The sequence below is a fragment of the Streptomyces sp. NPDC031466 genome, from assembly GCF_055581265.1.
The window spans coordinates 457,292-475,709 of record NZ_JBVIJT010000005.1 but is presented as its reverse complement, the minus strand read 5'-3'; the positions used below and the strand labels follow the sequence as shown (position 1 = coordinate 475,709).

The window sequence follows — 18,418 nt, the reverse complement described above, 5'->3', positions numbered from 1 at the left end:
AAAGGTTCCGGGATCCAGCCATGGCGCTCACGCTCTATGTCGACACCGCGCGCTGGCGGGCACATCACAAGCACGTGCTGGAGCAGTTCCCGGGCATCGTCCCGGTCTGCAAGGGCAACGGCTACGGCTTCGGTCATGAGCGCCTGGCCGAGGAAGCCACGCGCTTCGGCTCCGACATCCTCGCCGTGGGTACCACCTACGAAGCGGCCCGCATCAAGGACTGGTTCAGCGGCGACCTGCTGGTCCTGACCCCGTTCCGGCGGGGCGAGGAGCCGGTTCCGCTGCCCGACCGCGTCGTGCGCTCCGTGTCGTCGCTCGACGGCGTGCACGGCCTGGTGGGCGCCCGCGTCGTCATCGAGGTCATGTCCTCGATGAAGCGACACGGCGTCAGCGAGCAGGAGCTTCCGCTGCTGCACGCCGCCATCGAGGACGTGCGCCTAGAAGGGTTCGCGCTCCATCTGCCGCTGGACCGCACCGACGGCTCGGACGCCGTCGAGGAGGTCATCGGCTGGATGGACCGCCTGCGCGCGGCCCGTCTCCCGCTGCACACGATGTTCGTCAGCCACCTCAAGGCCAATGAACTCGCTCGCCTTCAGCAGCAGTTCCCGCAGACCCGCTTCCGGGCGCGCATCGGCACGAACCTCTGGCTGGGCGACCACGAGGCCACCCAGTACCGCGGCGCCGTCCTGGACGTCACCGCCGTCTCCAAGGGCGACCGTTTCGGCTACCGCCAGCAGAAGGTCGCGTCCGACGGCTGGCTCGTCGTGGTCGCCGGCGGTACCTCGCACGGCGTGGGTCTGGAGGCCCCGAAGGCGCTGCACGGCATGATGCCCCGCGCCAAGGGGGTGGCCCGCGCGGGCCTCGCGACCGTCAACCGCAACCTCTCGCCGTTCGTGTGGGGCGGCAAGCAGCGCTGGTTCGCCGAGCCGCCGCACATGCAGGTGTCCATCCTCTTCGTGCCCTCCGACGCACCGGAGCCGAAGGTCGGCGAGGAGCTGGTGGCCCACCTGCGGCACACCACCACGCAGTTCGACCGGATGGTGGATCGCTGAGTCATCTCCGGGGCACTGCGCACCACACCGCTCCGGAACGCCGCGCACCACATCGAAGGGGCCGGACACGACATGCTCGTGTCCGGCCCCTTCGGCCATTCGAGGGCCCTTGTTCGCTCAGGGCGAAACCCCGTCGGTGACCGACCCCCACTTCACGGGCGGCCCCGCACTGGAGTGCGCCATACGCCGCCCGGAATGGGCCCCGACGCCCAGCACGAGGACGTCCTCCGCCCCGTCCAGGACACCGCCCGAAGGGTCGTCGTCCCCGCCCCGCCGCACCACGTCCCGCTCCGGCAGCAGGACGTCGCGTACGACCACGGCGCACAGGTACAGCGTCCCCAGCAGGTGGATGGCGATGACGACCTGATAGCCCTCGGTGGGCAGTCCCTTGTGGGCGTCTCCGCTGGTCGTGTACGCCAGGTACATCCAGATCCCGAGGAAGTACACGACCTCGCACGCCTGCCAGATCAGGAAGTCGCGCCAGCGCGGCCTCGCGAGCGCCGCCAAGGGGATCAGCCACAGGACGTACTGCGGCGAGTAGACCTTGTTGGTCAGGACGAAGGCGGCGACCACCAGGAAGGCCAGCTGCGCGAAGCGCGGCCGGCGCGGGGCGGTGAGACCGAGCGCGCCTATGCCGAGGCAGACGAGAAGCATCAGGACCATCGCCAGGAGGTTCACGGTGTCCGTGGCCAGGGGGGAGTCCATGCGCTGGTCGAGGATCAGCCAGAAGGATCCGAAGTCGACGCCGCGTTCCCGGCTGAACGTGTAGAACTTCGACCAGCCCTCACCGGCGAGCAGTATCACCGGCAGGTTCACGACGAGCCAAGTGCCCGCCGCACCCACCAGGGCGGTCCCGAACTCCCGCCACCGGCCCGCGCGCAGGCACAGGATCAGCAGCGGTCCGAGCAGCAGCACGGGATAGAGCTTGGCGGCCGTGGCGAGCCCCAGGAGAACGCCGAAAGCGAGGGCGCGTCCCCGGGACCACATCAGCATCGCGGCGGCCGTGAGAGCGACGGCGAGCAGGTCCCAGTTGATGGTGGCCGTCAGCGCCAGGGCGGGCGAGAGGGCCACGAGCAGGGCGTCCCAGGGGCGGCGGCGATGCGTGCGGGTGACGCAGACGGCGACGACGGCGGCACAGGCCATCAGTATCCCCGCGTTGACCATCCAGTAGATCTTCTCCTGGTGGTGGATGGATCCGCTGCCGGGCGTCACCCAGGAGGCCAACTCCATGAACAGGCCGGTCAGGACCGGGTACTCCAGGTACTCCATGTCACCGGGCAGCTTGTCGAAGTACGGCACGAGGCCGTCGGCGAAGCCGCGTCCTTCGTAGAGGTGGGGGATGTCGGAGTAGCACGCGTGCGTGTACTGCGAGCTCGTCCCGAAGAACCACGCGCCGTTGTAGCACGGCATCTTCTGGACCATCCCGAGCGCGAACATCCCGAGCGCCACGAGTGCGATGACGCGTACCGGCGTCCACCAGGTCGCGCAGGTCAACGCTCTTCGGCCAAGGGGACCGCCGAGCAGCTCGCTGCCGGCCCGGGCGACCTCGTCCTCCATGGTCGGCTGTACCGGCTCGGGCTCCCACCGGTTCACGGTCTCGTACGCGCTCGTGCTCGGCGTCTCTGCGCCCGGGTCGGCGCTGGGGTCTGCACTGGGCATGCCCGCCATCCTGCCGTACCTGGCTGAGAGCACGGCCCGTACGCGGCTGAGAACACGGTCCGTACGCGACGGAGAACGCGGCCCGTAAGCGACGGAGGATACGGCGAGGGCCGCCACACCCGTCGGTGTGGCGGCCCTCGTTTCACGTGAAACATCCGCTGCCCGGCTACAGCCCGGCCGGAGGCCCCGCTCAGCCCTGTCGGCCTCGCGGGCCGCCGAAGAGCCCTCCGTCCTCCTGGCCGGGCGGATCAGCCGTGGGAGGCGGGGTTTCCCCGCCCGGGTCGCCGTTGGCGCCACCGTCTTCGGCACCGCCGTCGACACCGCCGTCCTCATGGCCGCACTCCCAGTCCCACTGGCTGCAGGACTCCTCGGGGTCGGGCGACTTCGTGGGGGGCTTCGTCGTCTCCGTCTCGGTCGGCGCCGGGGGCGAGGGTTTGTCCTCCTCCTCCTTCGGCTCCTCGGTCGCCGTGGGGCTGGGCGGCGGCGGGGGCGTCTCGCCGACCACCTTTCCGATGGGCTGCGGCACGGGGAAGTTCTCGACGGGCTCGCCCTTGAGCGCGTTCGACATGTAGTCCTGCCAGATCTTCGCGGGGAACGAGGCGCCGTGGATCTTCTCCTCACCGCCCGTGCCGAACATCTCCAGGAACTCGCGCTTCTTGTTGGCCTCGTCGTCGTCCAGGCGGTACATGCTGACCGCTGTCGAGAGCTGCGGGGTGTACCCGACGAACCAGGCCGACTTGTTGCCGTCGGTCGTACCGGTCTTGCCCGCGACCGGGCGGTTGCCCAGCTGGGCCGAGGTACCGGTGCCCTTCTCCACGACGGTCCTCAGCACGTCGGTGACGTTGTCGGCCACCTCTTCCTCGAAGACTCGCTTGGTCTGCTTCTCGTGCTTGTAGACCTCGTCGCCCTCGTGCACGACCTTGGTGACCGAGTACGGGTCGTTCTGCTCGCCGCTGGCCGCGAAGGTGGAGTAGGCCCCGGCCATCCGGATCGCGCTCGGCGAGGAGGTGCCGAGCGAGAACGACGGATAGTTGGAGCTGGCCATGGAGCGGTCGTCCTTGAGGCCGGCGTCCATCGCCGCCTCCTTCACCTTGCTCAGCCCGACGTCCATGCCGAGCTGCACATAGGCCGAGTTGACCGACTCGCGCATCGCCTCACGCAGGTCGATCTGGTAGGTGGGAGGGTTGTACGACTGGTTCCCGTCGTTCTTCTGGTTCCACTGCTTGCCGTCGCGGTCGGTCCAGACGGTGCCGTTGTAATTCTGGATCTTCAGTTCGTTCTTTCCGCTGTACAGGCTCTTCGGATTGACGACCGTGCGCTCGGCCTCGCTCTGGATCTCCGGGCCCTTCGGATCGCGCACGCCGTACTTGAAGGCGGCGGCCAGCACGAAGGGCTTGTACGTCGAACCCACCTGGGCGCCGGTCTGGTCGGCGTTGTTGGTGAAGTGCTTCGTCGCGTCGACACCACCGTAGATCGCCTTGATCGCGCCGTCCTCGGGGTCCACGGACGCCCCGCCGAACTGGACGTGCGTGTCCTTCTCCGGACGCAGCTTCGGGTTGATCTTTTCCTTGCGGACCTTGTTGACCGCCTTCTCGAGCTCCTTGACCTTCGTCCTGTCGAAGGTCGTGTGGATCTCGTAGCCACCCCGCTGGAGCTGCTCGGCGGTGATGTCGGTGTTCCGGATGACATAGGCCTTGGCCAGGTCCACGAGGTAACCCGTCTGGCCGCCCAGCTGGATGTTCGACCGCGGGTTCTTCAGCTTCGGGAAGTCTCGGTACTTGTCCCGCTCCGCGGAGGTGAGGCGGCCGTCCTTGACCTCCTCGTCGAGGATCCACTCCCACCGCTTCTTGGCGCGCGCGGTGTTGTCCTGCCGCGTGGCCGCGGGGTCGATCTCGGGGTAGCCGGCCGGGTCGTAGTACGTAGCGCCCTTCAGGACCGTCGCGAGGAGAGCGCACTCGCTCGGGTCGAGCTCCTTGGCCTCCTTGTCGAAGTACGCCCGCGCGGCCGCCTGGATGCCGTAGGCCCCGCGACCGTAGTAGGCCGTGTTGAGGTAGCCGGCCATGATCTTTTCCTTGGACTCGGTCCGGCCGACCTTTATGGAGATGAACAGCTCTTTGAACTTGCGGCTGAACGTCTGCGACTGGTCACCCAGCCGCGCGTTCTTCACGTACTGCTGGGTGATCGTGGAGCCGCCCTGCGTCTGCCCGCCCTTGGCCATGTTGACCAAGGCACGCGCGATGCCCATCGGGTCGACGCCCTTGTCGTCCTCGAACGTCTTGTTCTCGGCCGACATGACGGCGAAGCGCATCTCCTTGGGGATGTCGTCGTAGCCGATGATCTGGCGGTTGCGCTCACCACCGGTCGCGACCATCTGCTTGCCGTCGGCCCAGTAGTAGACGTTGTTCTGGGCCTTGGCCGCCTTGTCGACCTCCGGCACCTCCACCAACGCGTACGAGATGCCCGCGACTGCCATCAGGCTGCCGAGGAAGGCGAGGAACAGGCCGCTGACCAGGCGCCACGACGGAACCCAGCGCCGCATGCCGTGCCGGCCCGCGCGCGGGTAGTCGATGAACCGCTTCTTGCCGGACGGCCCGGGACCCCGGCCTCGGCCGCCGCGCCCGGCGCCACCGCCCGAGCCACCGGATCCACCGCCGCGACGCCCCCCGCCACCGCCGCGTCCGCCACCGCCGGCCTCGGCCGCCCGGCGACGACCGCCGCTCGCGCCGACCGAGCCGCTGCGTTGCGCGGCGCGACGGGCCTGGGCCCGCCCGCCGTAGGGGCGCTCCCCCTCGTCCGGGGTACCGGACGCACGCGTCCCGAAGGACGCCTCCCCATATGAGGTGTCTCCGTAGGCCGCTTCTCCGTAGGACCTGTCTCCGTAGGAGGAAGAGGACGGTCCAGTGGCATCTCGCGGTGCCGCACGGCGGCCCGACGGCGCTGCTGGGGCGCCACGCCTGGCCGCGGGTCGTCCGCCACCCTGCGGCTGCGGCGGTTTGCGACGGTGCTCGCTCATCGAACGATTACTCCTCGGGCAGGCGCAGTTGCCCGCGCCTGGAAACGGCGGCTGGTTTCCGGTCCCCCCGACGTACGGGTGCGCCCGTCCCGGCGCTCACCCGCACTACACCGGGGATGACGACGGTCCCTGGGGTCACTTGGTTCCCGGTGGCATGCATGGCGCACAGACTACGCACGGTCAAAACCCTCGTAGGACCGAAGTTCACCCCAAATCAGGCAAGTTACTTCCTACGAATCGGTGATGTGACGCCGTTCACCGTGCCCCCTCTTGTCTCAAGCGGATCACCGTTCTATCGTCTCGATGTATCGAGTCGATACATCAGCTCGGCATAACGGTCGGCACAAGGGCCGCTCCGAGGGACCGCGGCAGACGGGAGGCGAAGATGAGCAGGCGCTCCGGCATCCTGGAATTCGCCGTCCTCGGCCTCCTCAGAGAGTCCCCGATGCACGGCTATGAGCTGCGCAAACGCCTCAATACGTCGCTGGGGGTGTTCCGTGCCTTCAGCTACGGGACGCTCTACCCCTGCCTCAAGACGCTGGTCGCCAACGGCTGGTTGATCGAGGAGGAGGGCAGCACCTCCGAGGACGCCCTCGCGGCTCCGCTCACCGGGCGACGCGCCAAGATCGTCTACCGGTTGACGGCGGAAGGTAAGGAGCACTTCGAGGACCTGCTCTCGCAGACCGGCCCGGACGCGTACGAGGACGAGCACTTCGCGGCCCGCTTCGCCTTCTTCGGGCAGACCTCGCGGGACGTGCGGATGCGGGTGCTCGAAGGCCGCCGCAGCCGCCTCGAAGAGCGTCTGGAGAAGATGCGCGCCTCCCTGGCCCGTACCCGGGAGCGCCTCGACGACTACACGCTCGAGCTGCAGCGGCACGGCATGGAGTCCGTGGAGCGCGAAGTGCGCTGGCTGAACGAGCTCATCGAGAGCGAGCGAGCGGGACGGGACCAGCAACGGCCCTCCCCCGAAAGCTCCGCTCAGCAGAACAGCACATCTGGGGAGTCGACGGGCCTGCCCCGGCGGCGGGACAACGACCCGCCGCCGGATCCGTCCGACCGCCCCGCCAAGTGAGACCCAGCGTTCCGCGGGGTTTCAACCGGAATACCGAGAACAAACAGGGAGCAACCGGAATGGGTTCGGTTCGCGTAGCCATCGTCGGCGTGGGCAACTGCGCCGCCTCGCTGGTCCAGGGCGTCGAGTACTACAAGGACGCCGACCCGGACGCCAAGGTCCCGGGCCTGATGCACGTCCAGTTCGGCGAGTACCACGTCGGTGACGTCGAGTTCGTCGCCGCCTTCGACGTCGACGCGAAGAAGGTCGGCCTCGACCTCGCGGACGCGATCGGCGCCAGCGAGAACAACACCATCAAGATCTGCGACGTGCCGAACACCGGCGTGCAGGTCCAGCGTGGCCACACCCTCGACGGCCTGGGCCTGTACTACCGCCAGACCATCGAGGAGTCCGCCGAGGCCCCGGTCGACGTCGTCCAGGTCCTCAAGGACCGCGAGGTCGACGTCCTCGTCTGCTACCTGCCCGTCGGGTCCGAGGACGCCGCGAAGTTCTACGCGCAGTGCGCCATCGACGCGAAGGTCGCGTTCGTCAACGCCCTGCCGGTCTTCATCGCGGGCACCAAGGAGTGGGCGGACAAGTTCACCGAGGCCGGCGTGCCGATCGTCGGTGACGACATCAAGTCGCAGGTCGGCGCCACCATCACGCACCGCGTGATGGCGAAGCTGTTCGAGGACCGCGGTGTCCGTCTCGAGCGCACCATGCAGCTCAACGTCGGCGGCAACATGGACTTCAAGAACATGCTGGAGCGCGACCGCCTCGAGTCGAAGAAGATCTCGAAGACGCAGGCCGTCACCTCGCAGATCCCCGACCGCGACATGGGCGCGAAGAACGTCCACATCGGCCCGTCGGACTACGTCGCGTGGCTCGACGACCGCAAGTGGGCGTACGTCCGCCTCGAGGGCCGCGCCTTCGGTGACGTCCCGCTGAACCTCGAGTACAAGCTCGAGGTCTGGGACTCCCCGAACTCCGCCGGTGTCATCATCGACGCCCTGCGCGCCGCGAAGATCGCCAAGGACCGGGGCATCGGCGGTCCGATCCTCTCCGCGTCCTCGTACTTCATGAAGTCCCCGCCGGTGCAGTACTTCGACGACGAGGCCTACGAGAACGTCGAGAAGTTCATCAAGGGCGAGGTCGAGCGCTGACCCGCTCTCTTCCTGCCGCTTGAGAGGGTCCCCGGGCATCGCGCCCCGGGGGCCCTCCTCGTATGTGAGGGTGGGGACCCTCGGGAAAGTGGGGGCCATGGCCGTCGTCGGTGACCTGCGTGTCCTGCTGCGTCTGCGGGACTTCCGGCGCCTGCTCGCCGTACGACTGATCTCCCAGAGCGCGGACGGCGTCTATCAGGTCGCCCTCGCCGCGTACGTCGTCTTCTCCCCGGAGAAACAGACCTCGCCCGCGGCGATCGCCTCCGCCATGGCGGTGCTGCTCCTTCCGTATTCGCTGATCGGCCCCTTCGCGGGCGTCCTCCTGGACCGCTGGCCACGGCGGCAGGTCTTCCTCCACGGCAATCTCCTGCGCGCGGTGCTGGCGGCGCTGACCGCCCTGCTGATGCTCGGCGGCGCCCCCGACGGGCTCTTCTACGTCTCCGCCCTGTGCGTCACCGCCGTCAACCGCTTCGTCCTCGCCGGGCTCTCGGCCGCGCTGCCGCGGGTGGTCGACGCCGACCGGCTGGTCATCGCCAACTCCCTTTCGCCGACGGCGGGGACGCTGGCCGCGACGGCCGGTGGCGGCATCGCCTTCGTCGTCCGTCTGGCGGGCCCCGACTCGGACGCGGCGGTCGTGCTGCTCGGAGCGGCCCTGTACCTCTGCGCGGCGCTCGCCTCGCTCCGGATGTCCCGCGGGCTGCTCGGCCCCGACCCCGAACTGGTGCGGCCCCGCCTCGGCCAGGCCCTGGCCGGCACGGCACGCGGCCTGCGGGCGGGCGTGGGCCACCTGGCGCGGCGCCCCGCGGCGGCCCGCGCCCTGGCCGCCATCACGGTGCTGCGGTTCTGTTACGGCGCGCTGACCGTCATGGTCCTGATGCTGTGCCGGTACGCCTGGACGTCCACGGAGTCCGAGGGGCTGGCGCTGCTCGGCCTCGCCGTCGGGGTTTCCGGGGCGGGGTTCTTCGTGGCGGCCGTGGTGACGCCGGCCGCGGTGGGACGGCTCGGGCCGGGCCGGTGGGTCGCCGTGTGCGCGGGAGCGGCGGCGCTCCTTGAACCTGCCCTGGCCCTCTCGTTCGAAGCCGCCCCGCTCCTCGTCGCCGCGTTCCTCCTCGGCCTGACGACCCAAGGCCCGAAGATCGCCACGGACACGGTGGTGCAGTCCTCGGTGGACGACCGTTTCCGTGGCCGGATCTTCTCCCTCTACGACGTGCTCTTCAACGTCGCTTTCGTGGGCGCAGCCGCCGTGGCCGCGCTGATGCTGCCGCCTGACGGCCGGTCGGTTCCACTTGTCGTCACCGTGGCTCTGCTGTACGCAGCGATTGCTTCGGCTATGGCCCGGTTTGACGTGCAGTAAGTGTCACATCAGTGCCACAGAGCCGCTCTGGGCTTCAGAGATGTCACTGCGTCCGGATAACTTACGGGCGTCTTATCCGCGCCATCGCGCTCTCGTTCGAGGGGGACCCCCAAAGTGACCACTCCGCCGCCCCAGGGCCAAGCTCCGTACCCGCCCCAGGGACAGGCCCCTTACGGCCAGCCTCAGAACCCTTACGGCCAGCCCCAGGGCGGCGCCCCGCAGCAGGGCCAGCCGGCCGCTCCGCAGCCGCCGTACCCGGCCTTCAACCAGGGCGCCCCGGTTCCCCCGCCGGCCACTCCGCGCCAAGGCCGCGGCAAGAAGCTCCTCCTGCGCATCGGCGGCTTCATCCTCGTCGCCATCCTCATAGCCGTCGGCAAGTGGTACCTGGGCAAGAGCGATGCCGAGACGACCGCGGTCGGCAGCTGCATGCACAACGAGGGCACCGACTTCAAGCCGGATCTGAAGGAAGTCGACTGCTCGTCCAGCGACTCCGAGTTCAAGGTGGTCGAGAAGTTCGACGGCACCAGCGATGCCGAGAAGTGCCGGGCGGTCAAGACTTCTCAGATCGCCTACTACCAGCAGGGCAAGGGCCACGACGTAGTGCTCTGCCTGAAGAAGACGAAGTAGCGGGACCAGTAGGGCTCCAGAAGATTCCAAGGGGCGGTGTTTCACGGTTTCACGTGAAACACCGCCCCTTGGTCCGTCTTGGTCCCTCCTGGGCGCTGCGGGTGTTTCACGTGAAACACCCCTCTCGCCTCAGTCCTGCGAGGCCCACCACTCCTTGAGTGCCGCCACCGCCGCGTCCCGCTCCATGGGGCCGTTCTCCAGGCGCAGTTCCAGCAGGAACTTGTAGGCCTTGCCGATGGCAGGCCCGGGGCCCACGCCCAGGACCTCCATGATGTCGTTGCCGTCCAGGTCGGGGCGGATCGAGTCCAGCTCCTCCTGTTCCTGGAGGCGGGCGATGCGCTCCTCCAGACCGTCGTACGCACGCGACAGCGCGTTCGCCTTGCGCTTGTTGCGCGTGGTGCAGTCCGAGCGGGTCAGCTTGTGCAGGCGCTCCAGGAGCGGGCCCGCGTCCCGCACGTAGCGGCGCACGGCCGAGTCCGTCCACTCGCCCGTGCCGTAGCCGTGGAAGCGGAGGTGGAGCTCCACGAGGCGCGAGACGTCCTTCACCAGCTCGTTGGAGTACTTGAGCGCCGTCATGCGCTTCTTGACCATCTTGGCTCCGACCACCTCATGGTGGTGGAAGGAGACCCGGCCGTCGCTCTCGAAGCGCCGCGTCTTCGGCTTGCCGATGTCGTGCAGCAGTGCCGCGAGCCGGAGCGTCAGGTCGGGGCCGTCCGTCTCCAGCGCCATCGCCTGCTCAAGAACGATCAGCGAGTGGTCGTAGACGTCCTTGTGCCGGTGGTGCTCGTCCCGCTCCAGGCGCAGCGCCGGAAGCTCGGGCAGGACCCTCGCGGCGAGACCCGTGTCGACGAGGAGGGCGAGGCCCTTGCGCGGGTGCGTGGAGAGGAGCAGCTTGTTCAGCTCGTCCCGCACGCGCTCCGCCGAGACGATGTCGATGCGCTCGGCCATCGCCTTCATCGCGGCGACCACCTCGGGCGCCACCTCGAAGTCCAGCTGTGCGGCGAACCGCGCGGCCCGCATCATCCGCAGCGGGTCGTCCGAGAAGGACTCCTCGGGCGTGCCAGGGGTCCGCAGAACGCGCCCGGACAGGTCCTCGAGCCCGCCGTGCGGGTCGATGAACTCCTTCTCGGGGAGCGCCACGGCCATCGCGTTCACGGTGAAGTCACGGCGGACGAGGTCTTCCTCGATGGAGTCGCCGTAGGACACCTCGGGCTTGCGCGAGGTCCTGTCGTACGCCTCCGAGCGGTACGTCGTGATCTCGATCTGGAAGCTCTGCTCGCTGTCGCCGGCGCGGCCCTCCTTCTGGCAGCCGACCGTCCCGAAGGCGATCCCGACCTCCCACACCGCGTCGGCCCACGGCCGGACGATCTGCAGGACGTCCTCGGGGTGGGCATCAGTGGTGAAGTCCAGGTCGTTGCCGAGCCGGCCCAGCAGGGCGTCCCTGACCGAGCCGCCGACCAGGGCGAGAGAGAACCCGGCCTCCTGGAAACGGCGGGCGAGGTCGTCCGCGACAGGGGACACGCGCAGCAGTTCGGCGACCGCGCGGCGCTGCACCTGGCTCAGTGCGCTGGGATTGTCTTCATTGGCGTTCGGCACAACAGAAAAGGGTACGTGCCCCGGGCGCCCGGAGCCGACCCGATTGCCGTCGGCCGCCCGCGGCCCGCACCGACACGGACCGCGCCTCGGTACCCCCGGTCGGGTCCTTCGATCCCGTGGAGCAGTCCGCGGCACTTCGCCACAGCGCGCATCGTTACCATGCGTGGACGCACAACCGACGACCACTGACGACGAGGGACGGGCGAACGCGTGGCCGAGGCGGCAGACTTCCCGGGGACGAGCCCCTCACCTGCCCGCCGGTGGCTGCGGCGCACCGCAGCACTCCTGGTGGGTACCCCTTTGCTGGCCGGCGCCCTACAGGCCCCGGCAGGCCCCGCGCACGCCACCGTGTCGAGCGCGGCGGCCGAAGCCACCGGCTCCACCACCGTCGACGTCTCGCTGGACGCGCTCACTCCCACGGTTCCCGACGAGGACGACACCCTCACCGTCTCCGGCACCGTCACCAACAACAGCAGGCAGACGGTGACCGGGGCCCAGGTCGGGCTGCGGGTCGGACCGTCGTTCAGTGGCCGCAGCGAGATCGACCGGGCTGCGGAGCGCCGGGGCTTCCAGCCGGGGTCGGACGGCAGCGAGGTCGGCGGCAAGTACGTCGACAAGTTCGACAAGCTCGTTCCCGGCGTCCGGCAGGACTTCAGCATCAGGGTGCCCGTGAAGGCCCTGGACCTCGGGGCCGACGGTGTCTACCAGCTGGGTGTGACCCTCACCGGGCAGACCCCGGTGCAGGGCTATCCGCAGGTGCTCGGCATCGAGCGCACCTTCTTGCCGTGGCAGCCCGGGGCGGCAGAGACGAAGACGAAGACGGCCTACCTGTGGCCGCTCATCTCCGACACCCACCTCACGGCGAAGACGGAGTCCGACGAGCAGCAGACGCCCGTCTTCAAGAACGACGATCTGGCCGAGGAGCTGGCCCCGGGCGGACGCCTGCAACAGCTGCTGACCCTCGGCAGTGACCTCGACGTCACGTGGGTTCTCGACCCGGACCTGTTGACCACCGTCGAGGCGATGACCAAGGGCTACCAGATCCAGAACGACGGCGGGAAGACCACGAGGACCGGCAAGCACCAGGCGGTGGCCACAGAGTGGCTCAACGACCTGGAGGCGGCCGTCAAGGGCAAGAAGATCGTCGCGCTGCCCTTCGCCGACCCCGACCTCGCCTCCCTCGCGCACAACGGCAGGGCCGTCAGCGGATCCCTCAGCCACCTCAAGGACGCCACCGAAGCCGGGGTCCGGGCGGTGGAGACGATCCTGCACGTCAAGCCGAGCACAGACTTCGCGTGGCCCGCCGAAGGGGCGATCGACCCGTCCATCGTCGACGTGTCCACCTCCGCGGGCGCCCACACGGTGATCGCCCGCAGCGACAGTCTGCGCGAGACCAGCGGCCTGCCGTACTCGCCCAACGCGGCCCGGCCCATCGGCGGGGGAACGACCGCCGTGGTGGCCGACGCGCGTCTGTCCACCGCCTTCCAGGGCGACATGTCGGAGGCCGAGAACTCCACGCTCGCCGTCCAGGAGTTCGTCACCCAGAGCCTGATGCTCAACCTCCAGGACCCCGGCAGGCAGCGCAGCGTCGTGGTCGCCCCGCAGCGCATGCCGTCGGCCAGCCAGGCCCAGACCATGGCGAAGGCCCTGACCGCGCTCCAGGGCGGTCGGTGGTCGCAGTCCGAGGACCTCACCGCGGCGGCGAAGGAGAAGCCGGACCCGCGGGCCACCACCCGGGTGCCCTCGACCGGGGCGTACCCGGCCTCGCTGCGCAGGCAGGAGCTGCCGCAGTCGGCCTTCGAGTCGATCCGCGACACCCAGGGCATGCTGGAGCGCTTCCAGGTGATCCTCACGGACGAGGACCGGGTGGTCACCCCGTTCGGACGGGCCATAGACCGTGAGATGTCCACGTCCTGGCGCGGCCGCCCGGCGCAGGCGTCCACCTACCGGGGCAGCGTCGAGAGCTACCTGCGCGAGCTGACCGAGCAGGTCGCCCTGATCAACAGGTCCGACGCGAAGCTCTCCGGGCGCAGCGCGACCATCCCGGTGTCCGTGCAGAACAACCTGGTGCAGGGCGTCGAGAACCTGACCCTGCGGCTGTACTCGCAGAACCCCACCCGGCTCAAGATCGGCGACGGGCAGTTCGAGGAACACCCGGTGAAGATCGCGGGCGGGCACTCCCAGTCCGTGAAGTTCACCACTACGGCCAACGCCAACGGCCCGGTCCCGGTCTACGCCCAGCTCTACACGGAGGACGGGCAGCTCTACGGAGATGCCGTGCACTTCGAGGTCAATGCCACCGAGGTCACCCCCACGGTCATGCTCGTCATCGCCGGCGGCCTCCTGCTGCTCGTGCTCGCCGGATTCCGGATGTACACGCAGCGCAAGCGAGCGGCCCGCCGGCTGGCCGAGCAGGAAGGCCAGGAGGACGGCCCCGACGGCGAAGCCGGTACGGCGTCCGGGGAGGACGACCCCGAGCAGCCGAGTGACCCGACACCGGACACCGGTCCCGAAAGCACCGACCCGTCGGAGACGGGTGAGAGAGTGGACCGTTGAGCGATGTCGTGGCCGGTGGGCCCGGGGACGATGAGGTGGGGTAAACCATGAACGCGCCGTACGACGGTGACCGCGGCCAGGGCTCGGGCGGCTCCGCCTCGCCCGAGGGCCCGCCCGCGGACTCTGCCGACCACGGGCAGGTTCCGCCGCAGCCCGCGCCCGACACCTACTTCCAGGACGCCTACGAGCAGGATCCCTACCGGGCGCGGGACCTCTCCGCCCAGGATCCGGTGACCGAGGCGCTCTACGACCGTGCGGCCCACCCTCCGCCGCCGCCGGGCACCTACCCGCAGCAGCCGCTCTACAGCCGGCCGCCCACGCCCGAGCACGCCCCCGACCCTCGCGTGTGGGCCCAGCCCCCGGCCCCGGAGCCGGAGGGCCCCACCCGGCATCTGCCGTACGGCGACGACGCCCGTACGACGCAGTTCGTGGGCGTCGACGACCTGGTCACCCAGGCCGGCGAGGAGCGGCACGAGCCAGACGCCTTCGCCCACCTCTTCCGCGACCAGCAGTCCGGCGGCCACGGCGGCCATCAGGTCGGCTACCAGCAGGACGGCCACCCTCAGGACGACGGCTACCCGCAGGACTACAACGGCTATCCCCAGAGCGGCTATCCCCAGAGCGGCTACCCGCAGGAGAACGGCTACCCGCAGGGCGGACACCAGCAGGGCAACGGCTACCCGCACGGCAACGCCTATCCCCAGAACGACAACGGCTACCCCCAGGGCGGCTACCAGCAGCCCCTCGACAGCGGCTATCCCCCCGCCGACCAGTCGATCGTGCCCGCCCCCGCGGCACCGGTGCCCCCGCCCGTCGCGACGCCGGCCGCGGCGCCCGCCCCGAAGTCGGGCGGCCGGGCCTCGGGCCTGCTGAAGTCCAGCGCCGTCATGGCGGCGGGCACACTCGTCTCCCGCCTCACCGGTTTCATCCGCTCCGCGCTGATCGTCTCGGCGTTGGGCGTCGGCCTGCTCGGCGACACCTTCCAGGTCGTCTACCAGATCCCGACGATGATCTACATCCTCACGGTCGGCGGCGGCCTGAACTCGGTGTTCGTCCCGCAGCTTGTCCGTTCCATGAAGGAGGACGAGGACGGCGGCGAGGCCTACGCCAACCGCCTGCTGACCCTCGTCATGGTGGCGCTCGGCGTCCTCACCGTCCTCGGCATGGTCCTGGCCCCCCAGTTGGTCCGGGTGATGTCCGTTCCGGTCGCCAACGACCCCGCGGCGACCGAGGTCGGCACGACGCTGCTGCGCTACTTCCTGCCCTCGATCTTCTTCATGGGCATCCACGTGGTCATGGGCCAGATCCTCAACGCGCGCGGAAAGTTCGGCGCGATGATGTGGACCCCGGTCCTCAACAACATCGTCATCATCGCCACACTCGGCATGTTCCTCTGGGTGTACGGCACCGCGGCGACGTCCCGCATGTCCGTCGACAGCATCCCGCCGGAGGCCGAGCGACTCCTCGGCTTCGGTGTCCTGCTCGGTCTCGTCGTACAGGCCCTGGCCATGTTCCCGTACCTGCGCGAGACCGGGTTCAAGCTGCGTCCCCGCTTCGACTGGAAGGGCCACGGTCTCGGCAAGGCCGCCAAGCTCGCCAAGTGGACGGTCCTTTTCGTGCTGGCCAACCAGGCGGGCGCCCTCGTCGTCACCCAGCTGGCCACCGCCGCCACCACCGACCTGCCCTCGACGAGCGGCATCGGCTTCTCCGCCTACGCGAACGCCCAGCTCATCTGGGGACTCCCGCAGGCCATCATCACGGTGTCGCTGATGGCGGCCCTGCTGCCCCGGCTGGCCCGCTCGGCCCAGGACGGGGACCCCGGCTCCGTCCGGGACGACATCTCCCAGGGCCTGCGCACGACGGCCGTCGCGATCGTGCCCATCGCCCTCGGCTTCGTCGCCCTCGGCATCCCGGTCTGCACGTTGATCTTCGGCTCCTCGGGCACCGAGCAGGCCACGAACATGGGCTACATGCTGATGGCCTTCGGCCTCGGCCTGATCCCGTACTCCGTGCAGTACGTCGTGCTGCGCGCCTTCTACGCCTACGAGGACACGCGCACCCCCTTCTACAACACGGTCATCGTGGCGGCCGTGAACGCCGCCGCCTCCGGGGCCTGCTACATGCTGCTGCCCACCCGCTGGGCGGTCACCGGCATGGCGGCCGTCTACGGCCTCGCCTACGCCATCGGCGTGGGCGTCGCCTGGCAGCGGCTGCGCAAGCGGCTCGGCGGCGACCTGGACGGCTCCCGTGTCCTGCGTACGTACGCGCGGCTCGGCATCGCGGCGCTGCCCGCGGCCCTGCTCGGCGGCGGCGCCGCGTACGCCGTCACCAGAGCGCTCGGACAGGGTGTCCTTGGGTCACTGGCGGCACTGGTCGCGGGCGGCTTCGTACTGATCGGCGTCTTCTTCGTCGCGGCCAAGCGCATGCGGATCGAGGAGATCAACTCCATGGTCGGCATGGTCCGCGGCCGTCTCGGGCGCTGAGATGAGGAGTACCGCACAACCATCGCCGGGGACCGCGTGTCGTGCAGAGCACAGGACTGTGGGCACAATTGGCTTTGGCGTCTGACGAAGCGCAATGGATGGGGAGGCAGGAACGACGGTGGCGGAACGGAGCACGGCTGCCGTCGACGTGGCAGACAACAGCGGTGATGAGCCGCTGACCGCCAAGGCGGAGCAGCCCACGGCCGACGGGGTGGCCCTAACCCGGGAGCGGGACACGGCAGCAGACGAAGACGCGGCGGAAACCGGGAAGCCCAAGAGCCGTGGGGCCTCCTCACCCCCGGAACTGCACAGCGGCCACAAGCTCGCCAGACGCTACCGACTCGAAGAGTGCGTCACTCGACTGGACGGTTTCAGCAGCTGGCGCGCGGTGGACGAGAAACTCCGTCGCGCCGTCGGCGTACACCTGCTGCCCGCGAACCACGCACGGGCGCGATCCGTGCTGGCGGCGGCCCGGTCCTCGGCTCTCCTCGGAGACCCGCGGTTCGTGCAGGTCCTGGACGCGGTCGAGGAGAACGACCTCGTCTACGTCGTCCACGAATGGCTTCCGGACGCCACGGAACTCACCGCGGTCCTCGCGGCCGGTCCCCTGGAGGCGCACGACGCGTACCAGCTCGTCAGCCAGGTGGCCCAGGCCATGGCCGCCGCGCACCGCGAAGGGCTGGCCCATCTGCGGCTGACCCCGAGCGCCGTGCTGCGCACCTCCACCGGTCAGTACCGCATCCGCGGCCTCGCCGTGAACGCCGCGCTGCGCGGCATCAGCTCCGAGACCCCGCAGCGCACGGACACGGAGGCGATCGGCGCCCTGCTGTACGCCTCGCTGACGCAGCGCTGGCCGTACGCGGACGACGCCTACGGCCTCTCCGGGCTGCCCAAGGACGTCGGCCTCATCGCCCCCGACCAGGTGCGGGCAGGGGTCCACCGCGGCCTCTCCGAGCTCGCCATGCGGGCGCTCGTCAACGACGGGGCGACCGCATCCCGCCAGGACCAGCCGTGCACGACGCCGGAGGAGCTGGTCAAGGCCATCGGCGAGATGCCCCGCATCCGCCCGCCGGAGCCGGCGTTCACCGCGCCGCCCGAGTACCAGCGCACCACGTACCAGCAGGGCACCTACGGCCGCCCCGCGCTCCACCCCGGCGCCACCCCGCCCGTGCTCGCGCCGCCGGCCCCGCTGCAGAGCCGCACCGGCAGGGCCCTCAAGTGGGCCGTGTCAGCACTGCTGATCGCCGCACTCGGCCTCGGCAGCTGGCAGCTCGCGGACGCCCTCATGGACCGCGAGAACTCCGCGGACACCAACACGACGCAGACGACCAAGGACGGCGACGACAAGGGCCGTCTCAGGCCCAAGAAGCCGATCAGCATCGAGAACGGCCAGGAGTACGTCCTGAAGGGCGTGGCCCAGGATCCGAGTGCCGTCGCGAAGACCTACGACAAGGACCATTCGACGCTCTGGCGCACCAGGACCTTCGACGACGGACCGAAGATCGCCCCGTTCAAGCCCGGCGTCGGCATCGTGTACGACCTCGGCTCGAAGCAGGACGTCTCCGAGGCGTCCATAGCCCTTCTGTACAGCGGTCCCGAGACCACGGTCACATTGTTGGCCGTGGACTCGCTGACACCCACGACATCGATCGACTCGATGAAGAAGATCGGTGCCGCCACGACATCCGGCAACACCGCGAAGATCGTGGCCAAGAAACCCGTGAAGTCGCAGTACGTGCTTCTGTGGATGACGTCCCTTCCGCGGTCCGGCCCCGACGGTTTCAAGAGAGCAGGATTCAAGCAGGCCATCGCGGACGTGAAGTTCAAGGGCTGAGGGATCGGCGTGGCACGGGGGGAGGGGATC

At 69.4% G+C, this 18,418-nt stretch carries 11 protein-coding genes; 8 read left to right on the top strand and 3 right to left on the bottom strand.

Annotated elements, in window-relative coordinates; all coding sequences use genetic code 11:
- Nucleotides 1-20: 20 nt before the first annotated feature.
- Nucleotides 21-1,052: an alanine racemase gene (locus tag ACZ5GP_RS14185; RefSeq protein WP_468751104.1), complete on the top strand. Its 1,032-nt coding sequence runs from the start codon at nucleotides 21-23 to the stop codon at nucleotides 1,050-1,052.
- 117 nt (nucleotides 1,053-1,169) lie between these two features.
- Here the strand turns inward: ACZ5GP_RS14185 and ACZ5GP_RS14180 are convergent, their stop codons facing one another.
- Both ACZ5GP_RS14180 and ACZ5GP_RS14175 read right to left on the bottom strand, forming a co-directional pair.
- Nucleotides 1,170-2,720, bottom strand: coding sequence for a glycosyltransferase family 87 protein (locus tag ACZ5GP_RS14180; RefSeq protein WP_468751278.1), 1,551 nt, complete (start codon nucleotides 2,718-2,720; stop codon nucleotides 1,170-1,172).
- A 181-nt stretch (nucleotides 2,721-2,901) separates the two neighbouring features.
- The gene (locus ACZ5GP_RS14175; RefSeq protein ID WP_468751103.1) at nucleotides 2,902-5,724 is read right to left on the bottom strand and encodes a transglycosylase domain-containing protein; all 2,823 of its coding nucleotides are present in this window, start codon (nucleotides 5,722-5,724) and stop codon (nucleotides 2,902-2,904) included.
- A gap of 385 nt (nucleotides 5,725-6,109) precedes the next feature.
- On the opposite strand from ACZ5GP_RS14175, the gene ACZ5GP_RS14170 reads away from it, so the two are divergent.
- The 4 genes from ACZ5GP_RS14170 (at nucleotide 6,110) to ACZ5GP_RS14155 (ending at nucleotide 9,919) form a co-directional block, all read left to right on the top strand.
- Nucleotides 6,110-6,796 (top strand): PadR family transcriptional regulator, encoded by a 687-nt coding sequence (locus ACZ5GP_RS14170; protein WP_358697929.1) that lies wholly within the window; start codon nucleotides 6,110-6,112, stop codon nucleotides 6,794-6,796.
- A gap of 59 nt (nucleotides 6,797-6,855) precedes the next feature.
- On the top strand, nucleotides 6,856-7,938 hold the full coding sequence (locus tag ACZ5GP_RS14165) for an inositol-3-phosphate synthase (protein WP_468751102.1): 1,083 nt from the start codon (nucleotides 6,856-6,858) through the stop codon (nucleotides 7,936-7,938).
- A 97-nt stretch (nucleotides 7,939-8,035) separates the two neighbouring features.
- On the top strand, nucleotides 8,036-9,292 hold the full coding sequence (locus tag ACZ5GP_RS14160) for an MFS transporter (RefSeq protein WP_468751101.1): 1,257 nt from the start codon (nucleotides 8,036-8,038) through the stop codon (nucleotides 9,290-9,292).
- Nucleotides 9,293-9,406: 114 nt separating this feature from the next.
- The gene (locus ACZ5GP_RS14155) at nucleotides 9,407-9,919 is read left to right on the top strand and encodes an LppU/SCO3897 family protein (protein ID WP_468751100.1); all 513 of its coding nucleotides are present in this window, start codon (nucleotides 9,407-9,409) and stop codon (nucleotides 9,917-9,919) included.
- A gap of 129 nt (nucleotides 9,920-10,048) precedes the next feature.
- On the opposite strand, the gene ACZ5GP_RS14150 is transcribed toward ACZ5GP_RS14155, so the two are convergent.
- Entirely contained in the window at nucleotides 10,049-11,515 is a 1,467-nt protein-coding gene (locus tag ACZ5GP_RS14150) for a CCA tRNA nucleotidyltransferase (protein WP_468751099.1), read from the bottom strand.
- A 210-nt stretch (nucleotides 11,516-11,725) separates the two neighbouring features.
- Between ACZ5GP_RS14150 and ACZ5GP_RS14145 the strand changes: the two genes are divergently transcribed.
- From ACZ5GP_RS14145 to ACZ5GP_RS14135, 3 genes are all read left to right on the top strand, one after another.
- The gene (locus ACZ5GP_RS14145) at nucleotides 11,726-14,071 is read left to right on the top strand and encodes a DUF6049 family protein (RefSeq protein WP_468751098.1); all 2,346 of its coding nucleotides are present in this window, start codon (nucleotides 11,726-11,728) and stop codon (nucleotides 14,069-14,071) included.
- A gap of 47 nt (nucleotides 14,072-14,118) precedes the next feature.
- On the top strand, nucleotides 14,119-16,554 hold the full coding sequence (murJ, locus tag ACZ5GP_RS14140; RefSeq protein WP_468751097.1) for a murein biosynthesis integral membrane protein MurJ: 2,436 nt from the start codon (nucleotides 14,119-14,121) through the stop codon (nucleotides 16,552-16,554).
- Nucleotides 16,555-16,672: 118 nt separating this feature from the next.
- The gene (locus tag ACZ5GP_RS14135) at nucleotides 16,673-18,388 is read left to right on the top strand and encodes a protein kinase family protein (protein WP_468751096.1); all 1,716 of its coding nucleotides are present in this window, start codon (nucleotides 16,673-16,675) and stop codon (nucleotides 18,386-18,388) included.
- Nucleotides 18,389-18,418: the final 30 nt, after the last annotated feature.